The 14,181-nt window shown below is 73.6% G+C and carries 10 protein-coding genes; 3 read left to right on the forward strand and 7 right to left on the reverse strand.

What is annotated here, in order from left to right:
- Positions 1–99 precede the first annotated feature (99 nt).
- Genes ACQSSQ_RS18685 through ACQSSQ_RS18695 form a run of 3 tightly spaced genes read left to right on the forward strand, consistent with a single transcriptional unit; the run spans position 100 to position 6,205 of the window.
- Positions 100–756, forward strand: a complete 657-nt coding sequence (locus ACQSSQ_RS18685) for a hypothetical protein (protein WP_431328630.1) — start codon at positions 100–102, stop codon at positions 754–756.
- Between the two features lie 43 nt (positions 757–799).
- Positions 800–5,404 carry an ATP-dependent helicase gene (locus ACQSSQ_RS18690; RefSeq protein ID WP_431328631.1) on the forward strand — a complete coding sequence of 1,535 codons (4,605 nt, stop codon included), beginning with the start codon at positions 800–802 and terminating at the stop codon, positions 5,402–5,404.
- Positions 5,405–5,407: 3 nt separating this feature from the next.
- On the forward strand, positions 5,408–6,205 hold the full coding sequence (locus ACQSSQ_RS18695; RefSeq protein WP_431328632.1) for a DNA-formamidopyrimidine glycosylase family protein: 798 nt from the start codon (positions 5,408–5,410) through the stop codon (positions 6,203–6,205).
- A 10-nt stretch (positions 6,206–6,215) separates the two neighbouring features.
- Here ACQSSQ_RS18695 and ACQSSQ_RS18700 read toward each other — a convergent pair whose 3' ends face one another.
- From ACQSSQ_RS18700 to ACQSSQ_RS18730, 7 genes are all read right to left on the reverse strand, one after another.
- Positions 6,216–6,836, reverse strand: a complete 621-nt coding sequence (locus ACQSSQ_RS18700; RefSeq protein WP_431328633.1) for a GNAT family N-acetyltransferase — start codon at positions 6,834–6,836, stop codon at positions 6,216–6,218.
- 50 nt (positions 6,837–6,886) lie between these two features.
- Positions 6,887–7,183 (reverse strand): helix-turn-helix domain-containing protein, encoded by a 297-nt coding sequence (locus tag ACQSSQ_RS18705; protein WP_431328634.1) that lies wholly within the window; start codon positions 7,181–7,183, stop codon positions 6,887–6,889.
- Between the two features lie 121 nt (positions 7,184–7,304).
- A complete protein-coding gene (locus ACQSSQ_RS18710; protein ID WP_431328904.1) occupies positions 7,305–7,781 on the reverse strand; it encodes a CinA family protein in 477 nt (158 codons plus the stop codon).
- Positions 7,782–7,794: 13 nt separating this feature from the next.
- Positions 7,795–8,433, reverse strand: a complete 639-nt coding sequence (gene pgsA, locus ACQSSQ_RS18715; RefSeq protein ID WP_431328635.1) for a CDP-diacylglycerol--glycerol-3-phosphate 3-phosphatidyltransferase — start codon at positions 8,431–8,433, stop codon at positions 7,795–7,797.
- An 80-nt stretch (positions 8,434–8,513) separates the two neighbouring features.
- Positions 8,514–10,190 (reverse strand): helix-turn-helix domain-containing protein, encoded by a 1,677-nt coding sequence (locus ACQSSQ_RS18720; RefSeq protein WP_431328636.1) that lies wholly within the window; start codon positions 10,188–10,190, stop codon positions 8,514–8,516.
- Between the two features lies 1 nt (position 10,191).
- On the reverse strand, positions 10,192–12,723 hold the full coding sequence (locus ACQSSQ_RS18725) for an FtsK/SpoIIIE family DNA translocase (protein WP_431328637.1): 2,532 nt from the start codon (positions 12,721–12,723) through the stop codon (positions 10,192–10,194).
- A gap of 193 nt (positions 12,724–12,916) precedes the next feature.
- Positions 12,917–14,173 carry an arginine deiminase gene (locus ACQSSQ_RS18730; RefSeq protein ID WP_431328638.1) on the reverse strand — a complete coding sequence of 419 codons (1,257 nt, stop codon included), beginning with the start codon at positions 14,171–14,173 and terminating at the stop codon, positions 12,917–12,919.
- Between the last annotated feature and the right edge of the window lie 8 nt (positions 14,174–14,181).

The raw sequence follows: 14,181 nt of genomic DNA on the forward strand, positions 1-14,181 counted from the left end.
TGACCGTAGTGACGTGACCGGCGTCACGTCAATGCGTGACGCGGTCGAGGGCGTGGCCGATACCGGACAGCGACAGCGGCATGCCCTAGCCTGTCGGCGGTGTCCTTCCGCCTGATCCAACGCGCGTCGCTCCCCTGGCTCGACGTCGCCGACCCGTCGCCCGTGGAGGCGGACCGCGCCGCGGCACAGCTTCGCGCCGACTACGAGCGCTGGTCACGCTGGGCACTGGGGCTGGGTGCCTTCACCGCGGCGACGACCGGGTCGTTCACCGCCCTCGGGGTCGCCCTCACCGCCGACGAGATCGACGCCCCGATGCACCCGATCGACGTGGTCGGGGTCGCGGTCGCCGCCGCGCTGGGGCTGGCGGGGACGGCCGTGCTGGTCCTGCTGTGGCGCAGCGGGCGGCGGCTCACCCGGGACGCGGCGGCCTGGATGCGCGTCCCCTACGTCGTCAGCGGCCGTACGAGGACCGCCCGTGGCTGGCTGGGGGCTCGGACCGTCAACGTCGAGCCGCGCATCCTCGTCCGCATCACGAGCAGCACCCTGGCCCTGCTGCTCGCCGTCGCGGGTCTCTCGGTCGCCGTCCGGGACCTGGCCACCGAGAGCAGCGCCCTCACGTTCCCCGCCACCGTCGTCGGCCTCCTCGCCCTGCTGAGCGGGCTGGGACAGGTCGGCGGCGTGCTGCGGCTCGTGTCCGGCCGGGGCGAGGCAGATCCGCTCTGGCACCGCATCCGCACGTCGGTCCGGCGCGGCTGACTGTCCGTCCGCAACTGTCAGTGCCGCGCGTCATGATGGACGGGTGCCCGATGTGCTCGACCGCTTCTCCCCCGCCACCGCGGCGTGGTTCCGAGGTGCCTTCCCGGCCCCGACGACCGCGCAGGTGGGTGCGTGGGACGCGATCGCCGACGGCCGCAACGCCCTCGTGGTCGCCCCCACCGGGTCCGGCAAGACGCTCTCGGCGTTCCTGTGGGCGCTCGACCGCCTGGTGACGGGCCCAGAGCCCGAGGACCCCAAGCGGCGCACCCGCGTCCTCTACGTGTCACCGCTCAAGGCGCTCGCGGTCGACGTCGAGCGCAACCTCCGCGCCCCGCTGGTCGGCATCACGCAGACCGCGAAGCGGATGGCCGCGACCGGCGACTCCGCCGCGCCTCGCGACGTCACCGTCGGCGTCCGCTCCGGCGACACCACGCCGTCGGAGCGCCGGGCCCTCGCGACCCGGCCGCCCGACGTCCTCATCACCACGCCCGAGTCGTTGTTCCTGGTGCTGACCTCCGCCGCCCGCGAGACGCTGCGCGACATCGAGGCGGTCATTCTCGACGAGGTGCACGCGGTCGCAGGCACCAAGCGCGGGGCACACCTCGCCCTCACGCTCGAACGCCTCGACGCCCTCCTCGAGCGGCCGGCTCAGCGCATCGGCCTGTCCGCGACGGTGCGCCCGCACACCGAGGTGGCGCGGTTCCTCGCCGGGTCGGCGCCGGTGCGGGTGGTCGCCCCGGAGTCGGAGAAGCGCTGGGACCTCGCCGTCGTCGTCCCGGTCGAGGACATGACCTCGCTCCCCGTCCGCACCACCGACGGCTCCGAGGACGAGACGGAGCCCGACGCCCGCGACCAGGCGTCGATCTGGCCGCACGTCGAGGAGCGCGTCGTCGACCTGGTCGAGGAGGCACGGTCCTCGATCGTCTTCGCCAACTCGCGCCGGCTGGCCGAGCGCCTGACGGCCCGGCTCAACGAGATCCACGCGGGCCGCCTCGGCGTCGACGTCCCCGACACCGGCTCTCCCGCTGCGGCGGCGCCCGGCCAGTCCGGGACGGCCGCCGGGGTCTCGCCGATCCTCGCCAAGGCGCACCACGGGTCCGTCAGCAAGGAGCAGCGCGCGCTCATCGAGGACGACCTCAAGTCCGGCCGGCTCCCCTGCGTGGTGGCGACGTCGAGCCTCGAGCTGGGCATCGACATGGGCGCCGTCGACCTGGTCGTCCAGGTCGAGTCACCGCCGTCGGTGGCCAGCGGGCTCCAGCGCGTCGGGCGTGCCGGCCACCAGGTCGGCGAGGTCTCGCGAGGCGTCGTCTTCCCCAAGCACCGCACCGACCTCCTCGAGGCGACGGTGACGATCGAGCGGATGGTCAGCGGCGCGATCGAGGAGCTGAAGGTCCCCACGAACCCGCTCGACGTGCTCGCTCAGCAGGTCGTCGCGGCCTGCGCGCTGGAGGGCTGGGACGTCGACGCGCTCTACGAGACCGTCCGCCGCGCCGCGCCGTACGCGACGCTCCCCCGCTCGGCGTACGAGGCGACGCTCGACCTCCTCGCCGGCCGCTACCCGTCCGACGAGTTCGCGGAGCTGCGGCCCCGGATCGTGTGGGACCGCGTCGCCGGCACGATCTCCGGACGGCCCGGCGCCCAGCGGCTCGCGGTCACCTCCGGCGGGACGATCCCCGACCGGGGGCTGTTCGGCGTCTACCTCGTCGGCGCCGAGTCCACCGCCCGCGGCAGCGCGCGCGTCGGGGAGCTCGACGAGGAGATGGTGTACGAGTCGCGCGTCGGCGACGTGTTCGCGCTCGGCGCCACCAGCTGGCGGATCGAGGACATCACGCACGACCGGGTGCTGGTCTCCCCGGCGTACGGCCAGCCGGGCCGCCTGCCCTTCTGGCGAGGCGACAACCCGGGGCGTCCGATCGAGCTGGGCCGAGCGCTCGGCGCCTTCACGCGCGCGATGGCCACGGGCGACCGCGACGAGGCGCGGGCGCGCTGCGAGGCGGCGGGCCTCGACGCGTACGCGATCGACAACCTCTTCGCCCTCGTCGACGAGCAGCGTGCCGCGACCGGGCGCGTTCCCGACGACACGCTCCTCGTGGTCGAGCGGTTCCGCGACGAGCTCGGTGACTGGCGCCTCGTGCTGCACTCGCCGCTGGGGCTCGCGGTGCACGCGCCGTGGGCCCTGGCCGTCGGGGCACGGGTGCGTGAGCGCTACGGCCTCGACTCGGCGAGCATGGCCAGCGACGACGGCATCGTCGTACGCCTGCCGGAGACCGACGCAGAGCCTCCGGGCGGAGAGCTCTTCGCGTTCACCGCCGAGGAGATCGAGGACCTTGTCACGGAGGAGGTCGGCGGATCCGCCCTGTTCGCGGCGCGGTTCCGCGAGTGCGCCGCACGAGCGCTCCTGCTCCCCCGCCGCGATCCCGGCCGGCGCAGCCCGCTGTGGCAGCAGCGGCAGCGGGCCGCGCAGCTGCTCGAGGTCGCCCGCCGCTACCCGACGTTCCCGATCGTCCTGGAGACGGTCCGCGAGGTCCTCCAGGACGTGTACGACGTGCCGTCGCTGGTGCAGATGATGCGCGACCTCGAGAGCCGCCGGCTGCGCGTCGTCGACGTCGAGACGCAGGAGCCGTCACCGTTCGCGAAGTCGCTGCTCTTCGGCTACGTGGCGGCCTTCCTCTACGAGGGCGACAGCCCGCTCGCGGAGCGGCGCGCGGCCGCGCTCTCGCTCGACTCGTCGCTGCTGTCGGAGCTGCTGGGTCGCGCCGAGCTGCGCGACCTCCTCGACGCCGGCGTGATCGCCCAGACCGAGGCGGAGCTCCAACGGCTGGCGCCCGACCGACGCGCGCGCGGTGCCGAGGGCGTCGCCGACCTCCTACGCCTGCTCGGCCCGCTCACGTCGGAGGAGGTCGCCGAGCGGTGCACCGAGCCCGCCGAGTCCGCGGCCTGGCTCGTGGAGCTGGCCGAGGCCCGCCGGATCCTGCGGGTCAGCTTCGCCGACCGCCAGTGGTGGGTCGCGGTCGAGGACGCCGGGCGCCTCCGCGACGCCCTCGGCGTCCCCGTCCCGATGGGCGTCCCCGACGCGTTCCTGGCACCCGTCGACGACCCGCTCGGCGACCTCGTGGCGCGGTACGCCCGCACGCACGCGCCCTTCGTCGCCGGCGACGTGGCCGAGCGTCTCGGGCTGGGCGTCGCCGTGGTCTCCGAGACGCTGCGCCGCCTCGCGGGGCACGGACGCGTCACCGAGGGCGAGTTCACGCCTGGTTCGGGTGGCTCGGAGTGGTGCGACGCCGAGGTGCTCCGACGGCTGCGCCGGCGGTCGCTCGCTGCCCTGCGCAAGGAGGTCGAGCCGGTCTCGCAGGAGACGCTCGGCCGCTTCCTCGCCGCCTGGCAGCACGTCGGCGGCCGGCTGCGCGGCGTCGACGGTCTCGTCACGGTCGTCGAGCAGCTCGCCGGTGCGTCCGTCCCGGCGTCAGCGCTCGAGCCGCTGGTCCTGCGCTCCCGCGTGCTCGACTACTCCCCCGCGATGCTCGACGAGCTCACCGCGGCCGGCGAGATCCTGTGGTCCGGCGTCGGTTCGCTCCCGGGCAACGACGGCTGGGTCTCGCTCCACCTCGCCGACACCGCTCCGCTCACGCTGTCGGCGCCGGCGGAGATCGAGCTGACGGCCCTGCAGGAGGCGGTCCTCGGCGTGATGCAGTCCGGTGGCGCCTACTTCTTCCGCCAGCTGGCCGACGCCGTCCGCGCAGCGACAAGCGGCTCGGGGGACGACGCGCCCGCGGTCCTGGACAGCGACCTCGCAGACGCGATCTGGGATCTCGTCTGGGCCGGCTACCTCACCAACGACACCCTGGCCCCGCTGCGGACCCTCGTCGGCGCCGGCCGTGCCGCGCACCGTACGGCCCGCAGTGCGCCGCGTCTGCGCGGACGCCGCGCGCCGTCCTTCGCCCGACCGACGATGCCGTCCCGGACCGGGCCGCCGACCGTCGGAGGCCGTTGGGCGCTCGTGCCCCGTCCTGAGGACAACCCGACCGTCCGAGCGCACGCCACGGCGGAGCAGCTCCTGGAGCGGCACGGGCTCGTCACGCGGGGCACGGCAGTCGCCGAGGGGGTCACGGGCGGGTTCGCCGCCGTCTACAAGGTTCTCAGCGGGTTCGAGGAAGCCGGACGCGCACGTCGCGGCTACTTCGTCGACGGCCTGGGGGCGGCGCAGTTCGCGACGGCCGGCGCGGTCGACCGGCTCCGCTCGTACTCCAGCGAGCCGGGCAAGGACCCCGAGCGCCGCGCGGTCACGCTCGCCGCGACCGACCCCGCCAACCCGTACGGCGCAGCGCTGGGCTGGCCCGAGACCGACGGCGGCCACCGTCCCGGGCGCAAGGCCGGCGCGCTCGTCGTCCTCGTCGACGGGGCCCTCTCCCTGTACGTCGAGCGGGGCGGCCGCACGCTGCTGACCTTCGACGACCTCGACGACCCCGAGGGCGCGGCTCGTCTGCAGCCGGCGATCGACGCCCTGGCGACGGCGGTGCGCGACGGCGCGCTCGGTCGGCTCACGGTCGAGAAGGCCGACGGCGAGGCAGTCCTCGGCACCGCGCTGGGCGAGGCGCTGGCTCAGGCGGGCTTCCACGCCACCCCACGCGGTCTGCGCATCCGGGGCTGAGCCGTGCCCGAGGGTGACGCGGTCTGGCGGACCGCACGACGCCTCGACGAGGCGCTGCACGGCCAGGTCCTCGTCCGTACCGACTTCCGCGTGCCCGACTACGCGACCGTCGACCTCTCCGGAGAGACGGTCCACGAGGTCGTCAGCCGCGGCAAGCACCTGTTCGCGCACGTCGGCGACGACCTCAGCATCCACACGCACCTCAAGATGGAGGGTGCCTGGCAGGTCTACCCCCGAGGTGCGCGCTGGCGCCGTCCGGCGCACGAGGCGCGGGTGGTGCTGGAGACCGCGACGGTCCAGGCCGTCGGGTTCGCGCTCGGCATCACGGAGGTGCTCAGCCGCGTCGAGGAGGACGCGGTCGTCGCGCGCCTCGGGCCGGACCTGCTCGATCCCGGGTTCGACCAGGCCGAGGCCCTCCGCCGCCTCCGGTCAGACCCCGAGCGGACCCTCGCGGACGCCCTGCTCGACCAGGGCAACCTGGCGGGGATCGGCAACGTCTACCGCAACGAGGTGATGTTCGTGCACGGGCTGCACCCCGACGCGAGGGTGTCCGACGACCCCGACCTCGGGCGTACGGTCCGCACCGCCCAGCGGATGCTGCTCGTCAACCGCGACTTCGCCGAGATCGTCACCACCGGCGTACGCCGCCGCGGCGAGCGCACGTGGGTGTACGGCCGCGGCGGGGAGCCGTGCCGACGGTGCGGCACGCGCGTCGCGCGGAGGGCGCCGGTCGTGACGCAGTCGGGAGGGTCCGAGGAGCGTGTCACCTACTGGTGTCCGCACTGCCAGCCGGCGCGCTGAGACACCGAGGTCAGCCGAGCGCGATGAGCGAGTCCAGGTCCGTCTGCGGGAGCGGCCGGTCGGCGTAGACGACCCGTGCGCGGCTGCGCGTGTCCAGCGGCGCCGCGGGGTCAGGGGTCGGCGCCTCGGCCGAGGCGCCCTCCCACAGGCGCACGAGGCCCAGCCGGTCGAGCACGGCGATCGAGCCCGGGTTGTTGGTCAGCGCCCGCGCGGTGACGGGGATGTCGAGGCCACGGGCGCGCGCCGCCTCGTGGGCCGCCGACGCCGCCTCCGTCGCGAAGCCCCGCCCCCAGCTGGCCGGCGCGAAGCGGTATCCGAGGTTGAGCGCCCACACGACGCCGTCCCGCCACAACGCCGTGGTCGAGACGGTGCCGAGAACGGCGCCCGCGGCGAGGTCGTCGTGGCGCTCCTGGGAGCGGACGACCCAGTCTCCGAGCCCGACCGCCGCCCAGCTGGCGTCGGAGCGCTCCTTCATCGCGACGACACGGTCACGGGAGTCGAACCGCCCCTCCGGGAGGTGGCGCCACGTGTCCGGATCCCCGTAGATCGCGTACACCGCGTCGACGTCGTCGGCGTCGAAGCGGTCGAGGAGCAGGCGCGCGGAACGGAGGTGTTCGAGGTCGTCAGGCACGGGACGAGCGTACGAGGATGCGCTGACAGGACTGGATGTCCGGGCTGAGGTCAGTGCACGCCGACCGAGTCGGACTCCGGCGACAGCGCGATCGCCGCGTCGAGGGTCGACTGCTCCTGGATCTCGAGGAGCGCGCTCACGTCGCGGAGGACCTGCGACATCGGCACGTCCAGGGCGTCACAGAGGGCGGCGAGCAGCTCAGAGCTGGGCTCCTTCTGCCCACGCTCGACCTCGGAGATGTAGCCCAAGGAGACGCGGGCGGCGGCGGAGACGTCGCGCAGCGTCAGGCCCTTGGCCATCCGGCGAGCCCGCAGGACCTCTCCGATCAGACGCCGAAGAACCGTCATCTCACACCTCCGCTCTCAGACTCCGTACAACTCCTCGTCGAGCCGTGTTCTTCCCACCACTCTAGGCGCACCCGGTGTCGGACGGGGAACGGACCGCCGAGTGAGCACGTCGAGCGTCGGGTCAACCGACGTGCAGCCGCGCCGCCAGCTCCTCCAGGACGGCCTCGACGGTGCCACTGCGGATCGCCGCCCGGTCGCCGTCGAGGGCCAGACGGCGAGCGGCCGCCCCGTCCGGCCCCGCCACCGCGACGTACACGGTCCCCGCGGGCTTCCCGTCGCTCGGTCCCGGGCCGGCGACGCCGGTCGTCGCCAGGCCGTACGTCGCTCCGAGCCGCCGCCGGACCCCGTCCGCCATCGCCTCGGCGACCTCCGGATCCACCGGTCCCCGGGCTGCGAGCAGCAGCTCGTCGACGCCGAGCAGCGACGCCTTGAGCTCGGTCGCGTACGCGACGACCGCGCCGCGCAGCACGTCCGACGCTCCCGGGACGTCCACGAGACGGGCGCAGACCGCTCCCCCGGTGAGCGACTCCGCGACGGCGACGGTCGCGCCGGCGTCGCGCAGGGCGTCCACGAGGGCCGTCGGGTCCACGCGCGCCATCACGCTGGCGACGTCAGCGGGACCCGCCGGGCACCTGCTCGGCGGCAGGTCCCTCGGCCTTCGCCTCGCGGACCATCCGGACGGCCTGCGCGACGTAGTCGAACCCGGTGACGACGGTGACCAGGACGGCGGCGCCCATCGTGAGGTAGGCGAGCCACATCACCCAGTCGGGCAGCAGCGCCTCGATCGGGAAGATGTACATCCCGAGCGCCACCGCCTGCAGCACGGTCTTGAGCTTGCCTCCGCGCGAGGCGGGCATCACGCCGTAGCGGATCACCCCGAAGCGCATCACGGTGATGCCCCACTCCCGCACCAGGACGAGGATGGTCACCCACCACGGGAGTGCGCCGATGATCGAGAGCCCGACGAACGCCATCCCCGTGAGCGCCTTGTCGGCGATCGGGTCGGCGATCTTGCCGAAGTCGGTGATGAGACCGCGGCTGCGGGCCAGGTTGCCGTCGATGCGGTCCGTGGCCATCGCGACGACGAACACCGCCCAGGCCGCCAGCCGGAGGCCGGTGTCGTCGCCGCCGTCGACCAGCAGCAGCCAGCCGAACAACGGCACGAACGCGATCCGCAGGACGGTCAGCGCGTTGGCGATGTTGTAGTTGCTCGGCGCCTGCGCCGGGGCGGGCGTCGGCGTGTCAGTCATCGTCTCTCCTCGGGCCGCTCAGGGGATCAGGGTCAGTCGGTGCCCCTGGCCGCGGACCACTGACCAGCCTATCGTCACCCTCAAGATTCGCCGAGCGTGGCGCTCGCCTTGCCCGAACCGTCGTCCAGACGCTGCGCCTTGCCCCCGTTGACAGCGACGGTGGCGGCGTCGGCGCGGCCCACGGAGACCTTGGCCGGGCCGACCACGCTCACCCGTCGGAACTCGCCCTTCGCGAGCTCACCGGACCACACGGTCTTGCCCCGGGCGTCGGTCACGGTGACCTTCGTCGGCTTGCGCTCCTTGCCGCGGATGACGAGGTGGTTCGTCGTCGGAGCGCCCAGTCCGGCCAGCGCCGAGGGATCGGCCGGTGCGGGTGCCGCATCCGTGGGGACCGTCGCCGGCGGCGCGTCCCCTTCGCCGCCGACGACGAGCTGTCCGATCCCCCAGATGATGGCGAGCACCAGCACCACGACGGTGAGCGCCACCCAGCTGCGGCCCCCGCGGGCCACGCGGATCGTCTGTGCGCCGGTCGAACGCTCCGCCTCGAACACCGCCCGTGCCGGGATCGGCGCCTGGGCGTACGAGGCGTCGTACGTCGCGACCAGCGGCGCTGGATCGGTGCCGAGGACGCGCGCGATCGCGCGCAGGTGGCCGCGAGCGTAGAAGTCGCCTCCGCAGACGCTGGTGTCGTCGTCCTCCAGCGCCTCGATGACGTGCGGACGGATCTGGGTCCGGGCGGCGAGGTCGTCGACGCTCACGCCGACACGCTCGCGGGCCTCGCGGAGCATCGCACCGAGCGAACGGTCGTCCGCGGCGGGGTCCGGACCGGGCTCGGCGACCGGCTCTGGGGCCGCGACCTGCTCCAGCGCCGCCTCGACGGCTGGAGCCGGCTCCGCGGCGCGTCCGTCCTCCACGGGGCGGTCGATCACGAGCTCGGGGCGGCCGCGGCTGGCCCGCAGCGCCGTCACGACCCGGAACCCCGGCGCGAGCGCCGAGGTCCCGGCGCTCTGGACGAGTCCGAGGTCGATCCGCGCCGGTGCGGACGGGACGGGCGTCCCGACCGGCGGAGCGGACGGCGTGCCCTCGCCCGGAGACGCGCTCCCCCCGTTGGTCGGTGCGGCCGGAGCCGGTGTGTCGAGCGCCTCGGCCGCCGCGTCGGTCTGCGACGACGGGCCAGGCTCTGGCGAGGGCGACCGGTCCGGCTCGGCCGACGGAGCGGGCGGCGACGCCTCGCTCGCGGGGCCGGCCGCGGTCGCCGGCCGTACGAGGAGGTTCTCGTCACCCGACAGCGCCGTCAGGGCTCCCGCGACGTCGTCCTGGCTCGCCCGGACCGCGAGGCCGAGCGGCACGACGTACGCCGTCCCGTCCCGCGCGACGACCTCCAGGGCGCCGTCGCGCAGCACCCCGCTCGGCTCGTCGAGCACGACGTGGTCGACCTCCACCCACGGAAGCCCCCGCCACTCCCGGCCGTGCCGGAACCGCACGCCGAGCGCATCCGCGACCAGCAGGGGGCTGCGGGCGTCCCACCACGCGCGTCCCGCGAGCACGGCGATGGCCGCGAGGACGAGCACCACCAGCGCGAGCACCGGCGAGCCGCCGACGGCCCGCACGGCGTACAGGCACGCGAGCGCGCCCGAGCCGACGGTGACGAGCGCGAGGGCGCCCGCGCTGCGGCGTACCTCGAGGACCTCCTCGCGCACTCCCGCACCGCCGACCGTCCCCGCGGCGGCACGCTCCTCGTCCAGGCGATCCGTCATGTCACTCCCCTCGCAGCGTCTCCAGGACCTCGTCCAGGTCGTCGGGCTTGATCAGCACGTCGCGTGCCTTCGAGCCCTCGCTCGGTCCCACGACACCGCGGGACTCGAGGATGTCCATCAGGCGTCCGGCCTTCGCGAACCCGACGCGCAGCTTGCGCTGGAGCATCGAGGTCGAGCCGAACTGCGTGTTGACCACGAGCTCGACCGCCTGCAGCACCAGCTCCAGGTCGTCGCCGATGTCGTCGTCGATCTCGCGCTTGCTGGCCTGCGGGGCGGTGACGTCCTCGCGATAGACCGGCTGCAGCTGCTCCTTGCAGTGCCGGACGACGTCGTGGATCTCCTTCTCGGTGATCCAGGCGCCCTGCATGCGCAGCGGCTTGTTGGCCCCCATCGGGAGGAACAGTCCGTCACCGCCGCCGACCAGCTTCTCGGCGCCGGGCTGGTCGAGGATGACGCGGCTGTCGGCGAGCGACGAGGTCGCGAACGCCAGCCGGCTCGGCACGTTGGCCTTGATCAGACCGGTGACGACGTCGACCGACGGTCGCTGGGTCGCAAGAACGAGGTGGATCCCGGCCGCACGGGCGAGCTGGGTGATGCGGACGATCGAGTCCTCGACGTCGCGCGGGGCCACCATCATGAGGTCGGCGAGCTCGTCGACGACCACGAGGAGGTACGGGTACGGGGCGAGCTGGCGCTCGCTCCCCGGAGGCACCTTCACCGTGCCGGCCTGGACGGCCTTGTTGAAGTCGTCGATGTGCCGGAACCCGAAGTTGGCCAGGTCGTCGTAGCGCATGTCCATCTCGCGGACGACCCACTGCAGCGCCTCGGCGGCCTTCTTGGGGTTGGTGATGATCTGCGTGATGAGGTGCGGGATCCCCTCGTACGCGGTGAGCTCGACCCGCTTGGGGTCGACCAGGATCATCCGGACCTCGTCCGGCGTCGAGCGCATGAGGACCGACGAGATCATCGAGTTGATGAAGCTCGACTTGCCCGAGCCGGTGGCGCCGGCGACGAGCAGGTGCGGCATCTTGGCCATGTTGGCGACGACGAACCCGCCCTCGACGTCCTTGCCGAGCCCGACGACCATCGGGTGGTGGTCGCTGCGCGCCTTGTTGGAGCGCAGGACGTCACCGAGGGAGACGGTCTCCTTGTCGGTGTTGGGGATCTCGACGCCGATCGCGGACTTGCCGGGGATCGGCGAGAGGATCCGGACCTCGTTGGAGGCGACCGCGTACGAGATGTTCTTCTGCAGGGCGGTGATCTTCTCGACCTTGACGCCCTGCCCGAGCTCGATCTCGTACCGGGTGACGGTCGGCCCGCGGGTGTAGCCGGTGACCTCGGCGTCGACGCCGAACTCCTCGAGCACGTTGGTGAGCCGGGCGACGACGGCGTCGGACGCTGCCGTGCGGGCCTTGTGGGGCGTGCCCTCGCGCAGCATCTCGTTGGCGGGGAGCGTGTAGACGATGTCGCCGGACAGCGCGAGCTGCTCGGCACGGGCCGGCAGCGGGGTCATCGGCGGCAGCTCGACGGGCTCGTCGTCCTTCGCCGCAGGGGCGGTGTCGACCGCGACGGTGTCGTCGTCGGGGCCGGCCGCCTTCTTGATCTTGCCCTTGGGCGCCGGGGCCGACGCGGTCTCCTCCTCGTCCGGGCCACGGACGAGAGGGTTGTCGTACGGGACGTCGCTGCCGGTGCCGCCGCGCGCCGGGCGCTTTCGCCCGACCGGCTGGGTCGCGTCCTCGTCCTCGTCGTCCGGGAGGTGCTTCGTGCCGAGCACGAGGTCGCGGAGCGCACGCAGTCGCTCGGGGATCCGGTAGATCGGGGTGCCGGTGATGACGAGCAGCCCGAAGAACGCGAGGAGGGCCAGCAGCGGGACCGTGACGTACGGGGTCCGCAGCAGGTCGTCGAGCAGCTTCGAGACGCCGTAGCCGATCGCGCCTCCAGCGTCGCGGATGCCTTCGCCGTCACCCTCGGACGGGGCGGGGATGCCGTTGGCGATCGAGACGATGCCGAGCACGCCACCGGCCAGCGACGCCCACCCGATCACCTGGCGGCCGAGCGGACCGTTGGCCTCGGGGTTGCGCATGGTGCGCCCGCCGGCGACGAACAGGGCGAGCGGCACGGTCCAGGCGAGCAGGCCCACGCTGTTGGAGACGGCCTCGGCGACGGCCTCGGTGACGGGGCTCTGCACCTGGAACCAGACGGCACCGACGACGACCACGCCCAGACCGATCAACGCGAGGCCGAGCCCGTCGCGGCGGTGCTCGGGCTCGAGGTCGCGGGCGGCCTGCCCGATGCTGCGCACGATCGCGCCGACCATGCGGGCCAGGCCCATCCAGAGCGCACCGATGCCGCGGCCGATCGCGGTCAGGGCACGCACGAACGGGCCAGGGCCGGTCCTCGGCGGCGGAGCGGGCGGCTGACGCTTGGTCGAGCCGCGGCCGCGCTGCTGCTGCGGACGTCGGTCCTGGCCGCCGGACGACCGCGAGTTCTTCTTGGACGACCCTCGCGGTGGGGAAGACGTACGGCTCGCCATGGTCGCGAGCCTAAGGGCGCGGCGCGCCGGTTCCCGGTATCCCACGCCGGGCCGGCGCCTTCCGGCTCCGCGCCCGCCACGCCCCGCCAACCCCGGCGCGTTGGTGCGTGGGTGGTCACCGCGCCGGCCGCGGTGACCACGGAGGCACCAACGCGCCGGGGTGGGTACGGCGCGGGGCGGGACGGCGTACGGGTCAGAAGTCGACGGGGTCCCGCACGATCGGGCAGGTCATGCAGTGCCCTCCCCCGCGGCCGCGGCCCAGCTCGGCGCCGACGATCGTGATCACCTCGACGCCCGCCTTGCGCAGCAGCGCGTTGGTCTCCGTGTTGCGGTCGTACGTGAACACCACGCCCGGCTCGAGCGCGACGGCGTTGTTGCCCGAGTCCCACTGCTGGCGCTCCGAGGCGTACACGTCTCCCCCGGTCTCGATCACGTTCAGCCCCGAGAGGCCGAGCGACTGCGCGACGACGTCGACGAACCGCCCCTCCCCCTCGTCGACGACCTCGACGCCGGGCGCCTGGTCGCTGGGGTAGAGCGAGAACGTGTGGACCGCGTCCACGATCCGGGGGTAGAGCGTGACCACGTCGCGGTCGGCGAAGGTGAAGACGGTGTCGAGGTGCATCGCCGCCCGCAGCTTCGGCATGCCCGCGACGACGACCCGCTCGGCCGTGCCCTGCGCGAACAACGCAGCCGCGACCTGCGTGATCGCCTGCCGCGAGGTGCGCTCGCTCATCCCCATGAGGACGACGCCGTTGCCGACGGGCATGATGTCGCCGCCCTCGAACGTCGCCTGGCCCCAGTCCTGCTCCGGGTCGCCCCACCACACCGTCGAGCCCACGAAGTCGGGGTGGAACGTGTAGATCGCCTTCATCAGCAGGGTCTCGTCGTGCCGCGCGGGCCAGTACAGCGGGTTCAGGGTCACCCCGCCGTACAGCCAGCACGTCGTGTCGCGGGTGTAGAGCGTGTTGGGCAGCGGCGGCATCAGGTACTCCTGGACGCCGGTCGACTCGCGCGCCATCGCGACGTACGGGGTCCGGTAGTCCTCGGGCAGGTCCACGGTCGCCATGCCCCCGATGAGCAGCTCGGCGAGCGGCGCCGGCTCCAGCGTCTCCAGGTAGTCCCGGGTGCTGTCGATCAGGCCCAGCCCGACCTCGTTCGGGACGATCTTGCGGTCGAGCAGCCAGTCACGCGCCGCGGGGATGGCGACCGTCTGCGCGAGCAGGTCGTGCAGCTCGACGACGTCGACGCCCCGGTTGGTGAGCTTGTTGACGAAGTCGGCATGGTCGCGCTGCGCGTTCTCGACCCACATCACGTCGTCGAACAGCAGGTCGTCGGCGTTGGTCGGGGTGAGCCGGCGGTGCGCGAGGCCGGGGCGGCACACGAGGACCTTGCGGAGCCGGCCGACCTCGGAGTGGACGCCGTACGAGGCTGAGGGTGCCGGGTCGGTCATGACGATCG

It is taken from the genome of Mumia spirodelae, assembly GCF_050632745.1.
GTDB lineage: Bacteria > Actinomycetota > Actinomycetes > Propionibacteriales > Nocardioidaceae > Mumia.

Excerpts from the sequence above, each read along its gene's own strand:
- ACQSSQ_RS18705 (WP_431328634.1), bottom strand. The coding sequence starts at position 7,183 with ATGACGGTTCTTCGGCGTCTGATCGGAGAGGTCCTGCGGGCTCGCCGG.
- ACQSSQ_RS18710 (WP_431328904.1), bottom strand. The coding sequence starts at position 7,781 with ATGGCGCGCGTGGACCCGACGGCCCTCGTGGACGCCCTGCGCGACGCC.
- pgsA (WP_431328635.1), bottom strand. The coding sequence starts at position 8,433 with ATGACTGACACGCCGACGCCCGCCCCGGCGCAGGCGCCGAGCAACTAC.
- ACQSSQ_RS18720 (WP_431328636.1), bottom strand. The coding sequence starts at position 10,190 with ATGACGGATCGCCTGGACGAGGAGCGTGCCGCCGCGGGGACGGTCGGC.
- ACQSSQ_RS18725 (WP_431328637.1), bottom strand. The coding sequence starts at position 12,723 with ATGGCGAGCCGTACGTCTTCCCCACCGCGAGGGTCGTCCAAGAAGAAC.
- ACQSSQ_RS18730 (WP_431328638.1), bottom strand. The coding sequence starts at position 14,173 with ATGACCGACCCGGCACCCTCAGCCTCGTACGGCGTCCACTCCGAGGTC.